General features: G+C 39.7%; 25 protein-coding genes and 1 other RNA gene. 4 read left to right on the top strand and 22 right to left on the bottom strand.

Annotated elements, in window-relative coordinates:
• The first annotated feature begins 18 nt into the window (after positions 1-18).
• The 3 genes from AUF14_RS04785 to AUF14_RS04775 all read left to right on the top strand — a co-directional run bounded on the left by AUF14_RS04785 (position 19) and on the right by AUF14_RS04775 (position 4486).
• Positions 19-2130, top strand: coding sequence for an LTA synthase family protein (locus AUF14_RS04785; protein ID WP_016182145.1), 2112 nt, complete (start codon positions 19-21; stop codon positions 2128-2130).
• A 125-nt stretch (positions 2131-2255) separates the two neighbouring features.
• Entirely contained in the window at positions 2256-2912 is a 657-nt protein-coding gene (locus AUF14_RS04780; RefSeq protein ID WP_016182144.1) for a hypothetical protein, read from the top strand.
• Between the two features lie 134 nt (positions 2913-3046).
• Complete coding sequence (locus AUF14_RS04775) at positions 3047-4486, top strand: NCS2 family permease (protein WP_049219086.1); 1440 nt, start codon at positions 3047-3049, stop codon at positions 4484-4486.
• Positions 4487-4519: 33 nt separating this feature from the next.
• Here AUF14_RS04775 and AUF14_RS04770 read toward each other — a convergent pair whose 3' ends face one another.
• Both AUF14_RS04770 and AUF14_RS04765 read right to left on the bottom strand, forming a co-directional pair.
• Positions 4520-6001: a sensor histidine kinase gene (locus tag AUF14_RS04770; RefSeq protein WP_016182142.1), complete on the bottom strand. Its 1482-nt coding sequence runs from the start codon at positions 5999-6001 to the stop codon at positions 4520-4522.
• Entirely contained in the window at positions 5998-6720 is a 723-nt protein-coding gene (locus AUF14_RS04765) for a response regulator transcription factor (RefSeq protein WP_016182141.1), read from the bottom strand. The genes AUF14_RS04770 and AUF14_RS04765 overlap by 4 nt, the downstream gene beginning before the upstream one ends.
• Positions 6721-6931: 211 nt before the next feature.
• On the opposite strand from AUF14_RS04765, the gene ssrA reads away from it, so the two are divergent.
• Positions 6932-7298, top strand: a transfer-messenger RNA (tmRNA) gene (ssrA, locus tag AUF14_RS04760).
• A gap of 175 nt (positions 7299-7473) precedes the next feature.
• Here the strand turns inward: ssrA and AUF14_RS04755 are convergent.
• The 20 genes from AUF14_RS04755 to AUF14_RS04660 form a co-directional block, all read right to left on the bottom strand.
• Complete coding sequence (locus AUF14_RS04755; RefSeq protein WP_102865934.1) at positions 7474-8550, bottom strand: GH25 family lysozyme; 1077 nt, start codon at positions 8548-8550, stop codon at positions 7474-7476.
• A gap of 1 nt (position 8551) precedes the next feature.
• Positions 8552-8938 (bottom strand): phage holin family protein, encoded by a 387-nt coding sequence (locus AUF14_RS04750; protein ID WP_102865933.1) that lies wholly within the window; start codon positions 8936-8938, stop codon positions 8552-8554.
• A 62-nt stretch (positions 8939-9000) separates the two neighbouring features.
• A complete protein-coding gene (locus tag AUF14_RS04745) occupies positions 9001-9129 on the bottom strand; it encodes an XkdX family protein (RefSeq protein ID WP_083284995.1) in 129 nt (42 codons plus the stop codon).
• A complete protein-coding gene (locus AUF14_RS04740; protein ID WP_102865932.1) occupies positions 9129-9503 on the bottom strand; it encodes a hypothetical protein in 375 nt (124 codons plus the stop codon). Before AUF14_RS04740 ends, AUF14_RS04745 begins: the two co-directional genes overlap by 1 nt.
• Before the next feature lie 11 nt (positions 9504-9514).
• Positions 9515-10009 carry a hypothetical protein gene (locus AUF14_RS04735; RefSeq protein WP_028020977.1) on the bottom strand — a complete coding sequence of 165 codons (495 nt, stop codon included), beginning with the start codon at positions 10007-10009 and terminating at the stop codon, positions 9515-9517.
• Positions 10009-10518 (bottom strand): hypothetical protein, encoded by a 510-nt coding sequence (locus AUF14_RS23220; RefSeq protein ID WP_102865931.1) that lies wholly within the window; start codon positions 10516-10518, stop codon positions 10009-10011. Before AUF14_RS23220 ends, AUF14_RS04735 begins: the two co-directional genes overlap by 1 nt.
• A 4-nt stretch (positions 10519-10522) precedes the next feature.
• Positions 10523-11317, bottom strand: coding sequence for a hypothetical protein (locus tag AUF14_RS04725; protein ID WP_070510234.1), 795 nt, complete (start codon positions 11315-11317; stop codon positions 10523-10525).
• 2 nt (positions 11318-11319) lie between these two features.
• Complete coding sequence (locus tag AUF14_RS04720) at positions 11320-12195, bottom strand: phage baseplate upper protein (RefSeq protein ID WP_028020958.1); 876 nt, start codon at positions 12193-12195, stop codon at positions 11320-11322.
• Positions 12188-12643, bottom strand: coding sequence for a CHAP domain-containing protein (locus AUF14_RS04715; RefSeq protein WP_227656329.1), 456 nt, complete (start codon positions 12641-12643; stop codon positions 12188-12190). The genes AUF14_RS04720 and AUF14_RS04715 overlap by 8 nt, the downstream gene beginning before the upstream one ends.
• A gap of 46 nt (positions 12644-12689) precedes the next feature.
• Positions 12690-15449: a phage tail spike protein gene (locus tag AUF14_RS04710; RefSeq protein ID WP_102865929.1), complete on the bottom strand. Its 2760-nt coding sequence runs from the start codon at positions 15447-15449 to the stop codon at positions 12690-12692.
• Positions 15446-16195 (bottom strand): phage tail protein, encoded by a 750-nt coding sequence (locus AUF14_RS04705; RefSeq protein ID WP_102865928.1) that lies wholly within the window; start codon positions 16193-16195, stop codon positions 15446-15448. The genes AUF14_RS04710 and AUF14_RS04705 overlap by 4 nt, the downstream gene beginning before the upstream one ends.
• A complete protein-coding gene (locus tag AUF14_RS04700; RefSeq protein ID WP_102865927.1) occupies positions 16192-18801 on the bottom strand; it encodes a phage tail tape measure protein in 2610 nt (869 codons plus the stop codon). The genes AUF14_RS04705 and AUF14_RS04700 overlap by 4 nt, the downstream gene beginning before the upstream one ends.
• A gap of 14 nt (positions 18802-18815) precedes the next feature.
• Positions 18816-19025: a hypothetical protein gene (locus tag AUF14_RS04695; RefSeq protein ID WP_102865926.1), complete on the bottom strand. Its 210-nt coding sequence runs from the start codon at positions 19023-19025 to the stop codon at positions 18816-18818.
• An 8-nt stretch (positions 19026-19033) separates the two neighbouring features.
• Positions 19034-19537, bottom strand: a complete 504-nt coding sequence (locus tag AUF14_RS04690; RefSeq protein WP_102865925.1) for a hypothetical protein — start codon at positions 19535-19537, stop codon at positions 19034-19036.
• Positions 19537-20109 (bottom strand): major tail protein, encoded by a 573-nt coding sequence (locus AUF14_RS04685; protein ID WP_102865924.1) that lies wholly within the window; start codon positions 20107-20109, stop codon positions 19537-19539. The genes AUF14_RS04690 and AUF14_RS04685 overlap by 1 nt, the downstream gene beginning before the upstream one ends.
• Before the next feature lie 12 nt (positions 20110-20121).
• Complete coding sequence (locus AUF14_RS04680) at positions 20122-20439, bottom strand: hypothetical protein (protein ID WP_102865923.1); 318 nt, start codon at positions 20437-20439, stop codon at positions 20122-20124.
• Positions 20436-20822, bottom strand: coding sequence for a hypothetical protein (locus tag AUF14_RS04675; protein ID WP_102865922.1), 387 nt, complete (start codon positions 20820-20822; stop codon positions 20436-20438). Before AUF14_RS04675 ends, AUF14_RS04680 begins: the two co-directional genes overlap by 4 nt.
• The gene (locus AUF14_RS04670) at positions 20822-21139 is read right to left on the bottom strand and encodes a phage head closure protein (protein ID WP_102865921.1); all 318 of its coding nucleotides are present in this window, start codon (positions 21137-21139) and stop codon (positions 20822-20824) included. The genes AUF14_RS04675 and AUF14_RS04670 overlap by 1 nt, the downstream gene beginning before the upstream one ends.
• Positions 21132-21404: a hypothetical protein gene (locus AUF14_RS04665; protein ID WP_102865920.1), complete on the bottom strand. Its 273-nt coding sequence runs from the start codon at positions 21402-21404 to the stop codon at positions 21132-21134. Before AUF14_RS04665 ends, AUF14_RS04670 begins: the two co-directional genes overlap by 8 nt.
• Before the next feature lie 2 nt (positions 21405-21406).
• Positions 21407-21778 (bottom strand): hypothetical protein, encoded by a 372-nt coding sequence (locus AUF14_RS04660; RefSeq protein WP_102865919.1) that lies wholly within the window; start codon positions 21776-21778, stop codon positions 21407-21409.
• Positions 21779-21786: the final 8 nt, after the last annotated feature.

Below are 21786 nucleotides of genomic sequence, written 5' to 3'. Positions count from 1 at the left end.
ACAGAAAGGAAGTTACTATTGAAAAAACTAAAAGCTCCTACTTTTTTGAATAAACGTCTCGGCTTTTATGCGTTACTGACATTCTTATTATGGGCGAAAAGTGTTTTTGCATACTTATTTGAATTTAATTTAGGGATCGAGAGTCTGACACAATACTTCATCCTATTTATCAATCCAATCGCATCGACGATGTTCTTACTGTCGATTGCTTTATATGTGCGACGGTCCAAAGCCTCTTATGCCACGATGATGGTCATCTACGCACTGGCGAGTTTCCTGCTTTTTGCCAATGTCGTTTATTATCGTGAATTTACCGACTTTATTACCGTAAACACTTTCCTAGGTGCTGGTAAAGTTGCCAGTGGTTTGGGTGAAAGTGCAGTCCGACTATTCCGCCCTTACGACGTACTATACTTGATTGATATTGTGATTTTACCAATTCTTTTATGGCGGAAAGGCATTAAAAGAGAAGAACGACCTGTACGTGCTCGGATGGCTATCGCTATGACTGCTCTTTCGATCATGATTTTCTCAGGAAATCTTTTCCTAGCTGAAGCGGATCGTCCTGAACTATTGACTCGTACCTTTTCTCGCGACTATTTGATCAAATATCTGGGAGTAAATGCCTTCACTGTATACGATGGTATCCAAACCTATAAGACCAACCAAGTTCGCGCCGAGGCTAGTCCCAATGATTTAAAAGAAGTCGAATCTTATGTAAAAGATCACTATGCAGCTCCAAATAGCGACTATTACGGTATCGCTAAGGGACGCAACGTTATTACGATCCATTTGGAAAGTCTTCAGCAATTCGTGATTGACTACAAGCTAAAGGATGAAAATGGTCAAGAGCATGAAGTAACACCGTTCTTGAACAGTATTTTCCATAGTAACAGCACCTTCTCATTTGATAATTTCTTCCACCAAGTAAAAGCTGGAAAAACCTCAGATGCAGAAACATTGATGGAAAATTCTTTATTTGGTTTGAACCAAGGGTCCTTATTCTCGCAATTAGGCGGAAAGAACACTTTCCAAGCAGCTCCAAACATTTTGAAACAAACTGAAGGCTACACAAGTGCTGCCTTCCACGGAAACTCTGGAAGTTTCTGGAACCGTTCTGAAACTTATAAAAATCTTGGCTATGATTATTTCTTCGACTCTTCGTATTACGATGTAAACGATGAAAACTCATTCCAATATGGCTTACACGATAAACCTTTCTTCCAGCAATCTGTGAAGTATTTGGAACGTCTGCAGCAGCCATTCTATACGAAGTTTATCGCCGTTTCGAACCACTATCCTTACAGTGAATTCAAAAATGACGAAGCTGGTTTCCCAATGGCTAACACCAATGATGAAACCATCAACGGCTACTTTGCGACAGCCAATTATTTAGACAAAGCAGTTGAAGAATTTTTCAATTATCTGAAAGCTTCTGGCTTGTATGATAATTCGATCATCGTTATGTATGGTGACCATTATGGTATTTCAAATTCAAGAAACTCTGACTTGGCACCACTGCTTGGCAAGTCAAAGGAAACTTGGTCAAACTTTGATAACGCACAAATGCAGCGTGTTCCTTACATGGTCCATGTTCCTGGTCAAGATAAAGGCGGAATTAACCACACATATGGCGGTGAGGTTGATGCTTTACCTACTTTGTTACATCTTTTAGGAGTGGATACGAGCAAGTATATTCAATTAGGTCAAGATCTGCTATCAAAAGATCATGATCAAATCGTCGCTTTCCGTGATGGCGATTATGTGACACCAGAGTATACCTACTACAGTGGAAGCTTATACAGCAATAAAGATGGTATGGCAATCACTGAACCAGACGAAGCCTTGCAAAAACAATCTGAAGCATGGAAAGAAGCTGTTTCTACTCAGTTGAGCACCTCAGATAACATCAACAACGGCGATCTGCTTCGCTTCTACTCAGCCAGCGGGTTGAAACCGATTGACGCTTCACAATTTGATTATAAAGACGGTCTTAAAAAGATGGAAAAAACCGAGAATAAACTAGGAGATAAATCAACCAGTCTGTTCGATCAAAAAGGAAAAAAATCCACCCAAGAACTTTACAAGACTGAAACGTATAAGCAATATCAAGAACAAAATCAACAATAATCTCCAACAAAGACCTTTCACAAAAACTGTGAAAGGTCTTTGTTTGTTTGCACTTATTTCTTCCGATAGAATTCATATTTCTTTCAAATTAGGATTTTATACTTATTAGTAAGAGGTGGGAATCTATGGAACTTTTTTCAACGACGCTTTCAACTATCAAAAGACATCGAATTCAATTTTCAATATCTTGGGTGATCTATTTAGTCGCTCTCTTTATCCTAACCAGTTTAGGGATGTTGAGACTCGTTTTGAATCAGTTAGATTCTTCCCATCAAATCCAATTATTTACCAGAAAAGAAATTGAGCAGTTGCAACACTATTTTTCTTTCCGACTGCTTGTCAGCGCGATTACCCTATTTGCCATATTACTAGTATTTTTCGCTATTAGGATACATCGCCAAAAAAATTCGACAGCTTCAATCAAACAGCTGATCTATTCAACTGGACTAGAATTTATTATCGGTTTGCTGATCGCAGCTACTTGTTTAATTGTATTTTTTACCATTTTCGAACCTGTTTACGAATCCATTTTGCAGGCTATTTATCATCAAGGTTTGAATCAAATAAAGGAGTTGCCAAATTTTGTCTTGAGTAATGGTACAAGTGGAATTGCCTACTCTATTCGTTCTTCCTTATCATTTGAGCTATCCTCAACGACTTTGCTAGATCTATTTTTCTGCGCCCTTGCCAAAGCTGTTTTCTCCCTTTTCTTATATTTATGTGTACTAATCATCTCCTTCCGTTTGATTAGTACCACCACAAGGAAGAAGAATGTTCGCTAAACACGAACATTCTTCTTTTTATTTGTTCGCTTAATGAACTTATTATTGAAAGTCGATTGTTTCTTCATTATACTTTAAAAGTATTCGGTTTTTACCGATATAATGAACTTATTCTTAAGGAGCGTTTAATTATAATGGAGAAATTCTTTAAATTAAAAGAACAAGGTACCAACATTTCTACTGAAGTGATGGCAGGGATCACAACATTCTTCGCCATGAGTTATATTTTATTCGTAAATCCAAGTATTTTATCAGCTTCTGGAATGCCCTTTCAGGCAGTGTTCCTAGCTACGATCATCGCCTCTGTGATCGGAACTTTAGTAATGGGATTATTCGCTAATGTCCCTTACGCGCAAGCACCTGGTATGGGATTGAATGCATTTTTCACTTATACAGTCGTTTTCGGACTAGGCTATTCTTGGCAACAAGCCTTAGCAATGGTATTCATTTGCGGGATCATTAACATTTTAATTACTGTAACCAAAATTCGTAAATTAATTATTCACGCAATCCCCGAAAGCATGCAGCACGCGATCGGTGGCGGGATCGGAATCTTCGTTGCTTATGTCGGAATCAAAAATGCTGGACTCCTTTCGTTTAGTGCAGACTCATCTGCGATTACCAGCAGTGTCGTTGAAGGCGGCAAAGCGACTAACGTTACAATCAATAGCGGAATTGTTCCTGCTTTAGCAAACTTCAATAATGCGCCGATTTTATTAGCAGTTTTTGGTTTAGTTATTACAACCATCCTAGTTGTTAGAAATGTTCGCGGAGCAATCCTAATCGGAATCGTTGTTACAACATTATTAGGAATCCCTATGGGTGTTGTTCAATTAGGAGCAATTGATTGGCATGCTAATTCATTAAGCAGTTCGATCCAAGAATTAGGCACAACTTTTGGAGCGGCTTTTGGTTCAGCCGGTATGGGTTCGCTTTTCTCTGACTCTTCTAAATTACCACAAGTTTTAATGACGATTTTAGCTTTTAGTTTATCTGATACTTTCGATACGATCGGAACCTTTATTGGTACAGGACGTCGTACTGGTATTTTCTCAAAAGAAGATGAAAATGCGCTTGATAATGATTCAAAAGGCTTTAAAACAAAAATGGATAAGGCGTTATTCGCAGATGCAATCGCGACTTCAATCGGTGCGATCTTCGGTACATCAAACACAACGACATATGTTGAATCCGCAGCGGGTATCGGTGCTGGCGGACGAACAGGTCTAACTTCCGTTGTCGTGGCTATTCTATTTGCACTAAGCAGCTTGTTCTCTCCATTAATTGCTATCGTCCCAGCTCAAGCAACAGCACCTGCATTGATTTTAGTTGGTGTCATGATGTTAGCCTCATTCGCAGACATCAATTGGCTAGATTTAGAAGAAGCCGTTCCGGCCTTCTTTGCTAGTGTCTTTATGGGACTATGCTATAGCATCTCTTACGGAATTGCTGCTGGTTTCATTTTCTACACGATCGCGAAAGTAATCAAAGGTAAATCCAATGAAGTCTCTCCGATTCTTTGGGTCGTAGATCTTTTATTCATTTTGAATTTTATTATTTTAGCCATTCTTTAAAAGCAAATAAAGAAGCGTAAAACCGATTTGGTTTTACGCTTCTTTTTGTTCTTCAGTGGCTTCTACTGCTTCAGGTTTATCTGGAAAGACGACTGTAAATGTAGTTCCCTTGTCTAGTTCACTGGAAACCTCAATCGTTCCATTGTGTAAACGAACCAGCTCCTGTACGATCGATAACCCTAGACCAGATTCACCATATTTTGTATTTTTACGCGATGGATCAGCCTTATAGTAACGATCCCAGATATTTTTCACCTGATCCTCAGACATTCCGATGCCAGTATCGGAAATCTTAATCTCCGTTGCTTTCTCCAATTTTGTGATAGCAACAGCGATCGTTCCATCATTAGTAAACTGGATCGCATTTTGGATTAAATTCACCATTACTTGAACAAAACGATCGTAATCAGCATAGACCATGATCGGTTCCTCTGTTTGGAGAATTAATTGATCCCCTGAAGCTTCCGCTTTCGCTGATAATTGAGTCAATAATGTTGCTACTGCCTCCGTTGCGTTAAACTCCTGCAACAAGATACTAATTTGATTGGTTCGAATCTTTTCGTAATCCAAATTTTCATTAACTAAACGAATCAAACGAGAGGTCTCATTTTGCATTAGCTTGATGGCCTTCTCTCTTTGATTTTCAGGGATTGCGTTGTATTGCATCCCTTCTAATAAACCGTTGATTGTTGTTAACGGTGTCCGCATCTCATGTGAAGCATCCGCCATGAACTGCTTTCGCCGTTCTTCTTGCCGTTCGATTTCATCCTGCGATTCCTTTAAGGAAACTGTCATCCGATTAAAATCATCCGCCAAATCATCAAATTCGTCGCGATTACGATTCGGCACCACTACATCAAAGTTTCCCGCCGCAACCTCTTTCGTTGCTGAACGCATTCGATTGATACGCTTCACCTGCTGTGTCGCAAAGAAATAGCTGACAATAATCGCAATAATAGAAGCGATGATAAAGGCTTTGAATAAATCGGCTACAATGGAATTAACACTTGTCTCAACGTTCATCGCTGGTTGGCTGACCAGTAAGACGCCAAAAAATACACCCTCAGTAAAAAAAGGAACCATTGCATAAGAAGTCGTTTGACTTTGCCCCATCACATTTTTAGAGCTTGTTTCCTTTTGCTGCTGTCCGGCCTTCAGCGCCTTCCACTGCTCGTCGCTGACTAAGTGCGGATTCACTTTTCCTGATTTATCAGGGTATTGTACCTCTCGATCCTTATCAATAAAAACAAAAGATACGTCTTGCTGATTCAAACTCGATTCAGTCACACCAATGGCAAATTGAAAAATCTCATTACTTGACATGCCTTCAAAACGAATGTCTCGACTTAAGGACAAATTATTTTTTTCCATTGATTGAGCATAACCCAATAACTCTTTATAGTTGTTATCTTCCAATGTTTTACGGGTGAATTGTGTAAAGGATATCCCTAAAGTTAGTAGAATCAACAGAATCAAGCCGCCAAAAGCCAGTAATTGTTGATACAGGTATTTCATCGACCAACCTCAGTGTCATCAAATTTGTAGCCAACGCCCCAAACGGTTTGAATAACCTGTGCACCGACCTTTTCAATTTTTTGACGTAATTTTTTAATATGGGCATCAACAGTTCGTTCATCTCCGAAATATTGATAGTCCCATACTAATTCTAATAACTGTTCACGAGTAAATACTTGGCGCGGCTTTTTCGCCATTGTATATAATAGATCGAACTCTTTGGGTGTCAATCCATCAATTGGCTTTCCATCTAGATAAGCCTCACGAGTTTTCAAATTCATTTTAAAATGCTCCGTTTGAATATCAAAACTATCATTCGTTACAGCGGCTTCTCTTTGTGGTTCAGAAGTCAGTTCACTGCGGCGATGCAGCGCCTTAATTCGGGCAATCAAGGTTAATGGTGAAAAAGGTTTCGTCACATAATCATCCGCACCCATTTCTAACCCAATTACTTGGTCGCTTTCAGAATCTCTAGCTGTCAGCATAATAATCGGAACTGTTTTAGAGATTTTTCGGATTTCGCGCCCAACTTCCATTCCGTCCATGCTAGGCAAATTAAGGTCAAGTGTAATCATGTCCCACTTCTCGGGTTCCGCCTTAAAGGCGTCCAAACCTTCTTTTCCATCGTATTTAAATTCGGCTTCCCAGCCCTCATTCAAGAAAAACATTTGCATCATTTCCGAAACGGATTCATTGTCTTCAATCATTAAAATATTCATACTTTAACCCCCTGGTATCATCTGATTCTCATTCTAAGTATACTCTATTTCATTTTTTTCAACCATTACCTTACCCGTATCTTCACTAACTATTTGTTTTTTCTTCAATTTTTTGAATTCTAGCGCAACAAATTCTTCATTTCTCACTTACTTCTTTGCTTTTTTTATAACGAGATGTTATACTTTTTCTTGCAACAAAAATATTCATTAGGGGGACGTTACGGATTCGACAGGCATAGTTTGAGCTTGAATTGCGCTTCGTAGGTTACGTCTACGTAAAAACGTTACAGTTAAATATAACTGCTAAAAACAACAATAACTCTTACGCTTTAGCTGCCTAAAAACAGTTAGCGTAGATCCTCTCGGTATCGCCCATGTACTCGAGTAAGGGTCCTATTCTAAGTGGGATACGTTACAACTTTCCGTCTGCAAGTTGTAAAAGAGCCTATCAGACTAGCAATGTCCGCGGCCTGTCATGCGGCAGAGGACAAAGCGAAGCTTAAATAGTATGACTATGAGCGTAGATTTTTAAGTGTCGATATGTTTGGACGCGGGTTCGACTCCCGCCGTCTCCATTATGCGGTTTTTCCTAGTTTTCCCTAGATAGGAAAACGGCTAAATTTCCTATTAAATCAGCGTTTTTGCTATATATTTGTTTTTCCTAGTTTTTCCTAAAAATCGATATATGGCATTCAAAATGGCATTCAAAAAAACACCCTCCACAACCACCTAAGGCTGTAGAGGGTGTTTACTTTACTTAATATCGTGATACCAGCGAGTTTCATAGAAATCTTGGAACCCGCCAGCTGTATTACCTTTTGGATCATTTGTTGCTCTCATTAAGACAATAACAGATTTCCCTTTAAATTGAGCAAGATCGAATTCTGTTTTAAACCCAACCTGGTCAAATGAAAGCCCGAGTGCTTTTTTGACATCTGGACGAGAAATTGGCTTAACTTCTTTTCTGGCCAGTTCTTTGTTTTTCACTCGATCCATAATTATGATGAACTCGTGATTAGAAACTGTTGTGTGCCAACCTTCTACAACGAGCTTAGTTCCCACTGGTCCAAAACGATCTAAATGAGCTTTGTTTTGTGGAAACTTTGGATCTTGAAGAATCGAGTATCCTCCACCGGCTGTCGTTGGATCTACTGAAGGTTTAGAAGGAGCGGGTGTGCTTGGTTTTTGCGTGCTACCTGATGATTTGACTCCAGCGTATGCGTCCCAAGCCTTTTTATCACCGTAGAATACATTCAAATCTAATCGGCCACCCCAACCGTTCAATCGACCATTTGATGTGTATTGATACATCGCTGTCGATTTCCAGTAAGGAGAAGCGGGAGGATTGGGCTGAGAGTAACCTTGTGGCGCATCAGATCCGTAATTAGCTACCCACAAACCATAATCAGCATTCGCAATGCTACTAAAGTTGTAACTGTTTAGAACGGCTGTATACGTATAAAACAAAGGTTTCACACCCGTCTTACTTTGTACATGATCTAACCAAGCTTTCGCCCATGCGACATCACCTTTATTGTCAGATTCCCAATCTAAAACGAGAATAGCCTTTCCGATATATCCTTGAACATTCTTCAAAAAGAAATCTGCTTCTTGTTGTGCTGTTCCTTGAAAGCCTAGTTCATGCGCATAATGATACACAGCAACTTTCTTCCCACTTTTGATCGCTTGTTGAAACGCACGGTCACAATCAGGGTTCACATAACCAGTACCACCGGTCGCTTTGATAATGACAAAATCCGCTGCTACACCATTTGCTCCAACATTGATTCCTGATTGCCAGCTTGCAATATCAATTCCGTTTAACGCCATCTTATTTTTCCTCCTTCTTTTCGGTTGTATCTTTCAATTTAGAAAATCTATCTTTTATCCAATCAGGAAAAGGCACGCCTAGTTGCCCTAAGTTTTCGACAATTGAAATACCATAAACTGCAATGTAGAAGAATACAAAGCTTGTCGCAATTGCTTCAAATCCCATTATTTTTAAATATGGATAAGCAACAATTACTAAACAAATAACTAATAGATGCTTAACAATTCCTAGTAATCCTTTCGTACTATTCCCTTCTTTGACAAAAAAACCTTTGCACAATCCAGTTACGATATCCCCAAAAACAAGCCATACAAAAACCTGTAAATATCCATTACTCAACAAATTCTTAAATTCATGTAGTAAAACTCCGTTGTCTAAAATCACCAATTTGTACCACCCTTCCTTAGAATTGAAAAGCCTCGTCCGAAAACGAGGCTAAAAAAATAAGCCTAAAAGGCTTCTCCAGTAATGCGCTCAAATTGTGCTTCAGTAATGCAGTCTGGGACAAACTCCCTTACTTGCTTCGTTGTGAAGCATCCCCAGTCAAACATCATCTTAACGTCTGTGTAAGTGAACATTATTCAGCACCCCCAATTTGCGTTTTTAGCGTTTTAATTTCTTTATTGATTGCCACATCATTCAACATTAATTTGGCATTCAATTGTGCCATCGAATCTGTCTTAGCAGTCAGCGCCGCATTCGATTCTTTTAAAGCTGTATTGTCAACTTGAAGCCCAGCAGAAAGGTTTTCCAATAATTCAAGTTTTTTAGAGTAATCTTGTGTGACTGCTTCTTCCCATTTCTTCTCTGCAAAATTGTAGAATTGAGATTGAACATTTTTTAGTCCTTCTAGCGGTTTAACTTCAACAAAAGGTAAAACTACTGGAAAGCCATCTTCCACTTCGTGCGGCTCATATCCTAATGGATACAACACTTTATAAATTGTTTTCATTGTCTATCCCCCTAAAGTTTGTTCTTCGCAAAATACATTGCAGATCCTGCGTAATACTTATTAGCATCTAATCCCCAAAGAGCGGTAATTTTACCTGATGCATCAATAGTCAATGCTTTATCTTCAGTAACATCAACCTGAATCGAATAAGCAGGAATAATATCTGTTTCTAAATTGCCAATCAGATTGCCACCTGAGTTAATATTTGCTGAACGACATTGAAAGTTAAAGTTAACCAAAACCATATCGCCGTACCGAACGAATCGTACTACCCCAGACTGGATTGAAGAGTCTGTGGCACTTGTGTGATCATATACCTTCTCACCATTCTGGATCAAAACATTTTTGCTTTTTGACTGCACACCATCTTGGAAATTTTTTACTCCTAAAATAGTCTCATTTCCAGTTGCTTTAACCAATTTACCATCCACACCGTCAATCGCATCGGCATGTGTCTTTAGATATTTTGCAACGCCATCTTCTTTTAGTTGTACAATATCCGACATTAAACTTCGCCTACTTTCTCAAATGTAATATTTACCAAACCGTCCAGTTTAACTTTATCTGCTGCAGACATTAATCCAGCTGCTGTGGTCGTGGCTGCACCCGGATTTTTTTGAGCACCTGCCGCAATTCCGTCTAACTTGGATTTATCAGCGGAAGCCATTAAACCATTGGCGGTCGTTGTTGCAACAGCTGTTGTTGTCGCATTTTGCCCGGCTGGTCCCCGTGGACCAGTAGCTCCGGTAGCTCCAGCAGGTCCTGTATCTCCCTTTGGCCCTTTGGGTAAAATAAAATTGAACTTTGCAGCTGTTGTTGTTCCAGCGTTAGTTACTGCTGCAATGTCTCCAGAAGTAACAGTTCCAACGGTAATCGTCGCTGCAGTACCAGCGGGTCCTGTTGCGCCTGGATCTCCCTTATCACCTTTAATGGTAGATAAACCAACAACTGCATTTGCATGCGTTTGAGGATAAATCTGAACACCATCCTGTTTCACTTTTACAATATCTGTCATTTATTTAAACCTCCCCTACCTTTTCGAACGTCATACTCGGAATCTTAGAGTCTGCATAAGCTTTGGCGTTTTGATAGGCTTCGCTTGCCTTTTGATCAACATACTCTTGGCTAACCCCACCACCTTCTCCACCGCCTGTTGCGGAAATCACGCCAGTGTTGGAAATAGAAATATTTGCGCCTGCAGTGTAATTCATTTGCCTTTCGGCTGATAAAACATCCTCAGTCATTATCAATCCATCACCGATTCGAACACCGCCCTTTTGAAATTCGGTCGCTGTTGGCAAATTATAGTTGCCTGATCCACCAGTAGAGCTAATTTCGCCATCCTCCGTGATCGTGATATTCTCTCCTGCAGTGTAGTTTTTTAGTGAATCCAATTTATTTTTCAGATCTGTTGAAAAATTGTTGTCTGTCTGTTTAATTGCAGACAACTTTCCTGTAGCTTCGTCAATTGCTAATAGATCTCCTAATTTGATTCCGCCTAATTTATCTACTCCAGCAATTGGAAGTACATAGTCGCCTTCTCCAGAATTCAGTATCTTCTTATACATCTCTGCAGTGATAATGCCGTCTTCGGTTTCATTCGCGTAAGGTAATTTTGTGATAGCATTTTCCAGACCGAGATCAGATTTAGTAATCGTGACTGCGCCAATTTTTCCGTTTACAGAAACCACTTTAGACTGACCAGAGATAATTTTATCTAGTCCGATAATCGCAGAGATATGAGTAATTGGAAAAAACTGATATTGGACTCCTGTTTTCTCATCAGTTTCCATCATGAGTTTTGATTTAGCCATTCTTATACCACCCCGACTTTCTCAAGAGTGAATACGTTCTGCTTCGGATCATCGACAGTCGCAATCACCAATGCCCCCTCTTCAATGGGGAAGTTCACTGTACCAATTTTTTCAACTTCATGATTTTCTGAAAATAAATCATCTTGAAGAATATCGGTAACTTCAATCTCACCGTATTCAATCGTGAACAGTGTTGCTCGCAACTTTTGATAGAGATACTCCATATCGGCTAGCAAACGCTTGGAAATCGATTCATGGCGTACCCCTTGAATATCAACACGAGCTTCCATTAGTTCTAGTAACATCGTGCCTCCAGGATCAATCTGTGCCAAAATGTCTTTGATAGAATTGAACCAAGTCAAATAATCCTCTTTTTGAGTATCTCGCCATGCTTCAAATTCTTTTTTACGTGCGTTCATCCAAGCGGTAAAGTCTCCTTTGTTTTCATTGATAAACGCAACCATATCTGCTATCAGGTCTTCGACTGTTTGCCAGTAGGACCCCATTTCACCTTCTGTTTTAGAAACTGCTTTGATAACAAAATAGGAGAAGTCCTGTGTCGTAGCGATCACATCTTCTCCTTGGTAAAAGACAAAATTTGCCGTTTGACGATGTAGTGCCTGCATTGAATACTCATCAAATGTATATTGAATTTTGCCGTTTTTTGCATCAATAATTTTTACAGCTCGTTGGATCGCAAAACCATTACTAAGTATCGCTTCTAAGTAGGCTTTACATCGTGATAAATCCACTGGTATTCCGTTTTGAGAAATAGTTGCTTCCATCGTTTCAGAATTCTTATTCCCCTGTCGAACTTGAATCATTCCTACATAGTTGTATGGCTCTGTTGTGCTTAGTGCAACATTCCATTTAGCCATCAAACAACACTCCTTTCTCAAAATCAGGCGGAATGCAGATCGATGCAATTTGACCTGCTCCAAAGAACTGACGGTCATATTTTGCTACGATTTCTCCGGATTCTGCGTTTTGTTCATAGGTTTGAATACGACCGCTTTCAAGACCACGGATCACGCCTGTATGCCCGTAATATTCGTGAGCGATAAACCCTTCGCTCACTTTAGCATTGCGCTCCCAATTTATGATCGCTCCTACTTCCAACTGGTCGTATTCAGGATGATTGATTACGGTCCATAGATACATTGGCCAGCGATACACTCGCCCAATTTCAGCAGCGGAAAAGATATTCCCTTCACGTACTTTCACTTCATATCTTGTACCAGCGCCCATGTCAGGACCGATCATTACCCCCGCATATTCGGCGCTTAATGCATAGCATTGATGGTTTCCGATTGGTTGATTTATCAAACGTTTTAAATGGTTTAGTCCTTTTTCTTCTATCAAAAAATCACCTCTATTTCTTGGCGCGAGCTAGACAGACATCGCCTCCGTTTAAAAGATATCCAAATGACCAATCGACTCGTCCAACACCAACCCCGCCAGATTGCATACCGCCCATCTCAACAATTGCAGTTGTATAACCGTGCCAGTCTTCAGCAAGCACCGCAGTATGGCCGTCGTTCCCTGCACCAGCGCCTAAGTTCACGATGATTATATCGCCAGCCTTCGCTTCGTTCGGCGATACTTCGGTCAGATATTGTCTTGCTCCTCTCGCGTCATCTCTCATTGATCCTGTGTACCATAATGTGCCTCTCGGAGCTGTTCGATAACCTGCTTTTGTCAACGCCAACCATACAAAGGAAGAGCAGTCGGCATACCCGTTTCTATCTGGGTTTTCCACACTTCCAAAATTCCAACGCATTGGTTGGGAATAGTGGAAATATCCAATCAAGCTCTTTGCTGTACTAAGGATATTTCCTCCAGATTGTATTTGAAGGTCTTTGAACTTGTTGTACCAGTTCACTGCCCATCCTTGACGTTCTGGATGCGCATTGGCTGGACGCTCGTAGTTTCGTTCAAACGTATACGCAGCAGCTCCAGGATCGGTCATTGTTTTGAAACCTGATTGCGTCGCCGGTTGGACAATGCCTAACCATTGACCGTTATACATGGTCCAATCTAACAAATTACCTTGAGCAGACATTGTCCGATAGTCCTCTGTGATACCGGCTGCACCCATTAAACGTTGCACATATTCGCGGCCGTTATAAGTTGGCGCGCCGACTAACGGATAAGCCGAACCATCCCACTGGACAATCCCATACGCCGGTCCACCAATTTGAGCAATATCCGGATTCATGGAAACGCCAGCTTCACCTTGAACATTAGCCAAGATACCTGCAGCTGCTGCTTTGGAGTAACCTTTCGATAGTAGTATTACCCAAAGTTCCCAAGCGAACTTATCGGCTTGAGAGGTTACTTCTGGCGGGTACATGCCATTCCAGCTACCGCCATTATTGTTCCCGCCGCCGCCTTGACCAGGGAATACTTCTTGACCATTGATTGTTAATTTTTGTTGAACATTGACATTTCCGACCATTTCGATTTTTGGCGCTCTGAGTTGAATCAGTTTGCTATGTTTAAGAGTGATGTTTTCCTCGTTTATATAAAACAATTCTGCGGTACTTCCATTTTGAAATTGAAGATTGAAGGACTTTCCTGCATTGTCGTCTGAAGCACTAATGCTAACTAGTTGCTTGTCCTCTTTCGTAAAATAGCTAATAATACCATTCTTGAGTCGAATTTTTGTTCCATTCGGATTCACCGTTTCAAACGTTGACCCGAAAATATCGGTTCCCTTTATAGTCGAACCAGTAATATTAACCCCGATAATATCAATCGCTCTCAGTACTCCAGCACGAATAAAATCAGCAACAAATGTTCCATCTAACGTCCATGCAGTATCGAATGGGCCTTTCCACCCGCTAGATGAAAAACCAATACCGCTTTTATTTATTCGCAAAACTTGTTTCGCTTTTTCAAGCACGGGATTATCGCAAAAGAACAAGTCCGACGGACGATTTTTCGGCCACCAAACGACATGTCCACCATCATTACCAGAGATAATCTGAGTCACGTAATCAATAAAAACACTCGCATAGCTTTTAGTAGGAACCTTTTTGAAAACCTCAGTAAGCTCATGCTTTTGTTCTTCGAAAAAGGTGTATTTCGCATCACCTGCTGTCAGTTTAGTTACTTTCTCCGATAAAGAATCATACTCAATCGCAATTACTTTTGCTGACAGATCAATCTCATATCGTTCATGGAAAATTGAAAAAGTATCACATAAACATAGCTTTCGGAAATCCTTAAACTTCTTCGCTTTATCGGATGTGTCTAATTTGATTAGGTCGATTGAAATATTTACTTTCGGTTTGTCTACACCAGGATTCATAGATGTAAAGTAGTTTTTAGATACATTGTTTAAGCTCTTGACGTCAGTCACACCTTGTTCTTCTGTAAACTGGATGTGCTTAGCATAAACTTCACCATCATAGTTCTTGATGTATTGACTATCTATTTGATTGCCATATATTCGTTCCGTTTGTCCTTCGCTATTTTGAATATCTGCATAGGGGAACACGCGTGTAATCAATCCCGACCAATCTAATTCAACCTTCAATCCACCAAGATTTTTTCTAAACCGAATTGTTGTAACATCATCATGGCCTCTTCTTTCCAGTAAAGATAACTTAAAAGGTTCATGCTTGATTTCTCCTCCATAAGTCTGCAGCAAGGAACCGCTAGTTCCTTTTATACAGGTCAATGGATTCTCAACTTCAAAGCTTGTACTGCCATTACTTTCTATATCACAGAACATTTCAATATCTGATTCGAGATCCATACCGTCATGAAGCAGTTTCATTGCTTGTTTTCCAGATTTTCCTTCAATGACTACTTTTTGAACGGTTCGATTTCCTAATTTGAATGTTCTAGATTTTGCACTAACATGTAAAACGCCTGTTGCCATATCTTTGTAGTGATTATAGATAGTAAAGATATTGTACTCATCTTCATCGTTCGGCTTACACTTGATTTGATAGTTTCGGTCTTCTAAGTATTCTGAATATTTGGTTGTAATAGGAAAGGTTAGCACAGCTTCGTATTGTCCATTTTCTTCTTCAGTGACAATGCAGGATTTGCAGTCGTTCATTGCTCCAATTCCGAAGTGATCGAATTTTGTTTCTTTAGGTTCAAATAAGACTGGAATCATATTTTTGTTTGCCACCTCGGTTCTATTGTTAGTTTTTGAACGTTTCCTTTCCACTTAATCGTGTTTTTACCTTTATCTAAAAACGGGAAGGGTTGATTTGATTTCATTTTTTTATTTTCATTCAGGAGCATTCCGTTACTTTCTCTGTATACTTCCATCACATCTGGATCACTATCAATTTCAATAACTCCACTTACGTTTTCTAAGACAGTTGATCGATCATTGATATACAGTGTGATATTCCCGCTTCCTTCTATTTTGATGTAAGGATCAGAAGGATAATTTTCTGGATTGAATAAAACGAACTCCTTTGTGGCTTCTACAGGGTTTTTCCCCCTAATATTCTTTTTGAATGGAGCAATACTCAAATCAAAAGAAAAAGGAACCGCTAATTGGGTTCCTCTAGTACCTTCGAATTTTGGTTCGTTTATCACAATTACATCGTAAATATAGTTTTCGTCATAATATGGAATGAAATCAGCATATTGGCCACGTGTATCTAATGCCTCTGTGATTCTGTCCTCAAACCATTGAACATTCTCAGTTGAATTAGCAAGGTAGAAACAATTTAAGGTTTGTTCTACGTTGGTATAGTATCCTTTGTCAAATGGAACTAAACGATTGACTCCTGGTATTTCCTCTAAAGTGAAGACTCTTTTTGCTTTTGTCTTTGCAGGCCGTTGTGAAATAAATACAGGTAGTTCTTGGCTATGGACACTCCCTAAAACGAAAGTTCCTTCTCTCAAATGAAATCACCCCCACCGAATGGATTTTTTTGATTTTTTAAGTCTGTGAATTTGTACAAAAGGTACTCTGCCATTTGGTCCATGATCTCTTTTGGAAGATTTCCAAAAGCATTCAAATGTAAGTGAATCTCATCGCCAGTTTTTCCAGAACCCTCTTCCTTAACAGCTTGTCGAATATACCCCATCAACTTATCAAGTGGCGCAATTGCCTCTTTACCAGCCTCTCCGCCACCGAGTAGTTTATTCCCATCTGCGCCAAAGATAGTTGGCTTAGTAAGAATGCCTCCTTCAGCAAACCATTTAACATCAATTCCTGTTGGGTAAGTGAATTTTTTACCGAGAATCTTTTTGCTTGATGTTTTTAAACTGAAATGAGGAAGCTTTATATTACCGATTGCGCTAGCGATTTTTCCAATAGTATTAGTAATCATATTTTTTACAGATTCGATCTTATCTGCTAATCCTTGTATGATTCCTTTTATTCGATCAATCACTGAAGACATTTTCGAAGCCATCTGATCGAATATTGAGCCAACAGAGTCTTTTAAATTGCTTGCAGTTGAAGAAATTACTCCCCAAACATTCGAAAGAGTATCTTTGAATGATCGCCATTTATTTGATATCCGGTCGATGATTGTTCCCCAATTGTTAATCACTAATATCACACCAGTAATACCGGCAACCACTAATGCAAAAATCCCTAGTATTGGTAATATGCTCGCCATCAGTGCTCCAAAGCCTATCGATGCCCCCGCGGCCGCTGCACCTCCTAATCCGAGCGCTCCTGCCAGAGCAGGTAATGCTATAGCTGCTGCTGCGATAATTGGCATTAGTAGTGTAAACAATGCGAATAATCCGCCAAGAATTACGATGAACAGTCGCACTGGTTCAGGCAGTTTCCCAAATGCTTCCGATAAAACTGATAGAATGGAAATAACTGGTAATAGCGCATCAATGATTGTGTTTCCAATTGGTGCTAATGCAATTTGCATTTCTCGAATTTTACCAGTCAGTTCCTGCATCGGAGTCGTAGTATCTTCATTCATTTTTTTTGCTGCTCCACCAACATCATTGTAAGTTGATGTAACTTGCCCCATCGCTTCGATTACTTTGTATCCAGCATCCTCACCTAAAGAACCGAAAATTTGAGACACAAGTCCGGCCTTTTCTTGTTCGCTGCTAACATTCGATAACTCTTGAGCGATTGATTGAAATAATTCTTTCTGTGTTCCACCGCTTGCTTTCCAATCGTTGTAAAGTGTTTGCCACGATCCGCCAATATCTTCAATTGCTGATTCAATAGTTCCGTCACTTACTCGAATACCAAACTCCTTCACTAAATCGTTCACCTTATCAAGATTATATGCTCCACCTTCTAAGCCAGCTTGGAGAATATCGAACATCTCACCAGCGCTATAACCGTTTTCTTCAAACAAGGTGGCATATTCGGCGAGATTGTCCCCAAGTTCATGAGTTTTATCCAATCCGTTTTGGGTTCCGACAACAACGTAATCCATCGCTTCTTGAGCCGTCATACCGAATGTTTGCATCAATGCATTGACACCTCGCATCGTTTCATCCATATCGGCATCATAAAGTTCTTCGAGAATCATCGCTTGTTGAGTTATGTTAGAAAGATCCGTATCATTCAAATTACCCAAATTACGCTTTACAAGAATCACAGCATCACTTGTCTGGTCCATTGACTCTCCGAACCCATCTGTGTAGATTCTCTTAGCGACCTCAGATAATCGAGCAGCCTCTTCTTCGGTACCTTGAAAAGCAGCGTTGATCTTTGCTTGCGCGCCTTGAACATCAACAGCAACTTCCATAGTTTGCTGACCCATTTCGATTGCTTTGTCACCGACGGCTGACAATTTATCTGCTGCTTCCATATTGATTGCTGAATCAACTTTTTCTCCAAGCTTCTCGAAGTCATCGCCAGTTTCCTTCGTAGCCCCAGACAGTGAAGTTAAATCTGCTTCAATAGATTTGATTGAATTACCATCATCAATGGAATCAAGTGATTGTTTCATCTTACTAATATCCGCGTCTTGTCCAAGAGCGGAACGCCCGATCTTATTCAGAGCTTCCTCTAATTGTGAGGAATTGGCTCTACCTTCTTTAATAGCATTCGTCAGTTTGCTACCAAGAATATCAGAGAAATCATCAACGCTAGTTTCGGTCGCTTCAAAAAAAGTGGATAACCGTTTGGTGTTTTGGCCCAACTTGTCTTGTTCAACCTGCATATTGGATAATTGGCTCTTGTAGCCATTTAAAGCTCCCTCGGTAGATTCAAGCTCTCTTTTAAATGATCGATATTGCTCTGCTCCGATATCTCCTGACTTAAAGGCCTTCTCTACGTCAGCTTGTGCCCCTTTCAAAGCTTCAAGTTTATCTGAAGTATTTTCAATCTGCTCAGATAGCAACTGTTGCTTTTGTGCTAACAATTCAGTATTGCCAGGGTTCAATTTTAGTAATCTTTCGACATCCTTCAACTCGTTGCTGACCTGAATAGATTTAGCAGTAATATCTTTCAACCCAGAAGTTACGCCTTTTGTATCAGCGTCTAGCGCAATGGTAATACCTGATATTTTTTTTACCACGTTCTCACCTACCTTTAGAAGCTGTCAAAATCAGCCTGTGTAGCTCTACGAATATTTACCTTGTCCTCATCTTTGTTTTGATCTTTCATCTGGTCAACCCATTCTTGCATCAAATCGAGACATCCTCCGATATCAAGCATGTCCATTTCTTCGATCGACAAATCAATTTTTTTGCAAATAAAAAGAAATGACTCCACAGTGAGGATTTCATCACTTGAAGACATTTCATCATTTACTTTTTTTTCGTTTGAATACTCGCATTCAGTAAATCAGTAATCTCAGGTAAAACTTCTTGTATAGGCAATGATTCCAAACTATCAAGCCACTCCATCGGCTCCGGTATATTGCCATCAGCGGTCTTAGCGAGAACCCAGACGAAATTAAATATGACCGTAGTATCAAAGAAACTCAATTCTTCAAAACTGATTTCTCGAATGTCAAAAACATCAGCGGGAGAGAATTCTTCCTCCATAATGAGCTTAATCACTTCACCGCGATTTTTTTTAGAAACTGAGAGATTGTGAGTTTTGGCAATTTCCTTAAGCTCGATTAAATTGTACTTTTTCAATTCCGTTTTTCTTTGATCCTGCTTATCCGAATTAGGTTGTAGCACCTTTGCTAGTTTTAACAATTCGGAGAAATAGTCTTTTCCAAATTGCATTTTATATCGTAATGGAGTTCCCGCTGTAGTCTTTAAACGAATAGATTGCTCTCCTACCTTAATCGTTTTTTCCATTAGCCACCACTCACTTCTTTTTCATAGACTTTTTTGTACCAATTATCGTAAATAGTTGCAGGCGTAGTTTCTTTGGTTTTTGTCTTAACATGCTTGTCTGATGGACGCGGAGTTGAATTGAAACTCATCTCCGTGGTATTTGGATTTTTACCTGTTGAGCTACCGAGTCCTGGTCGATTTGCTGTACACCAATAAAGTACATGCCTTGTTGCTTTGACATCTCCTTCAAACTGAAACATAAATGCAAATGGAGAATTCTTTGCATTCGACACTTCTGTTTGAACTTGGTCCTCTTCATCGACTTCTTCCCCAAGTATTTCTTGTTCAAAGTCATCTGGTACTAAAGCTGCTGTTAGAGTTCCGTTGTACCCTTTGTTATCCGCAGATGTATAGTAAACGATATTATCGGCTTCAAACTCAATCAGTTCACCGTTAATTTCTAAATTGAGTTCGACTGCACCTGGATAAGGTTTAGGTGCTTCATACGTTACTGTTCCAGATACAGGGTCAAATGTTCCTTTTGCGTAGTAACATTGCTCCAAACCAAATGTTACTTTATTCTTTTTTGTCATCCTATTTCCTCCTTATAGCGATATTTCATATAAAACTTCAAACATGTTCTCCGATTCAATGTCTTGTTCATAAGCATCCCATTCGAGCTTATTTGCATCCAACAAGGCTTCAATTTTGTTTTCTTCACGAGTATTTTTCGTGTTAGTGTATAACTCAATACTTACATCTTGGATTTTATGATACACTCGATTATCAGCCTTAAAATTGTCAGTTCTATCAGCATAGTAAATAATGTAAGGAAGTTCTGGCACTTGCCCCTCTGCCCATTTACGATAGGCCACTGGCAAATTTGTTTTTTCAAGCATTTCAGCTATTTGCTCCAATGTCATCGTTTAATCGCCCTTTCTACTGCTTTTTCAAAATCTTCCACCGCTTTTTTCTCAATCGGTTCGATATGGACTCTTGCAGCAACGTGTCCAACAGAGCGACCGCCGCGCCTCAAAGCGTGCCCTTTTTCAAGTAAGTGAGTAAGCTGATAATCAGTCAAATTATGAACAACATCGCCCTCTCCCTTCACACTTTTGACACGCCAACCTTTTCTGTACTTTCCCCGCCTATTTTTAAAGCTGCCAGCTGTTTTTAGTTCTTGTGCAGCTCTTGTCGTAATTTTCTTGCTTTCTTGTTTTATTTCCTTAACGACATCATCCGTATACTCTGTGACACTTTGTACGATCAATTTCGAAAGCTCTTGAACACTACCTTTAGTAGCCATTATCGATCACCAAGTTTTTCAACACAGGTGAGTTCAATTTCTTCTTGATCAATCTTATATGTCTTGATGACCGACAATTTTATCCCGTTAAACTCAACTGTCTTTTGTCCTGAATATTCATACGGATGAACAATAATAGTTTCAGCGATTTGAATATTATTTTGCTGAGCACTATAGAACTCACTTCTTGTAACTGGTGTTGTGTAACAACAGACTGTCTTTTCTTTGGTTACTGGTATCTGTTGTTTTAAGCTATCTTTTTTATAGCCAGTAACTTCGATCAAGACAACTTCATCATCCCAAGTCGCTTCACTCATGCTTCGCACCTTCTCGAATAACTAAATTATGCAGTCTGAACTGGATACTACGTGGAGTAGTTCCGTCTTCTGGATGGCTATACTTCCATGTGGCCCAATCCAAAACAAAAATCACATGGTGACCGTTATCTTTATCTAGAACAATCCCATGAGTCGTTCTGCAATCGTCAATGATACCTTTTATGATCGCCTTTAAAAGGGGATCTCTAGACTCGCTAGAAATCCCCTTTCTTGCTTTCAATAGTGGTAAAACGAAATCATCCATGATTATTCACCACCGATAGCGATAGATTGTGCCAGTTTTAAAAGTTCTGGTTTTTTCAGACTCGTGTCAAAGTCCTCTTTCTTACTTGAAATATACTTTTTTAATTCTTTAACAGTCATTGCTTCAAGTGGTTTTTGTTCGTCACTATCAATAGAAATCTTCCCTTGAACAGTATCTTTTGCCGTTGTGGTTTCAACAACTTCGATCAGTGGACTTCCTTTTAATGGTTTTGAACGATGATCGCCATCATCTGCTAATAGTTCTTCGATACGCTCCTCTGACGGCTCGTAACCATCGCGTGGGTAAATAGAATCAATTTCATAGATGTGGTCACTATCGACCACATCTCGAAACTTCTTGACTACTTTATACATTTAATCAC

The organism is Enterococcus avium (assembly GCF_002891025.1).
GTDB lineage: Bacteria > Bacillota > Bacilli > Lactobacillales > Enterococcaceae > Enterococcus_A > Enterococcus_A avium.
This window is presented reverse-complemented; position numbering and strand designations above follow the sequence as displayed.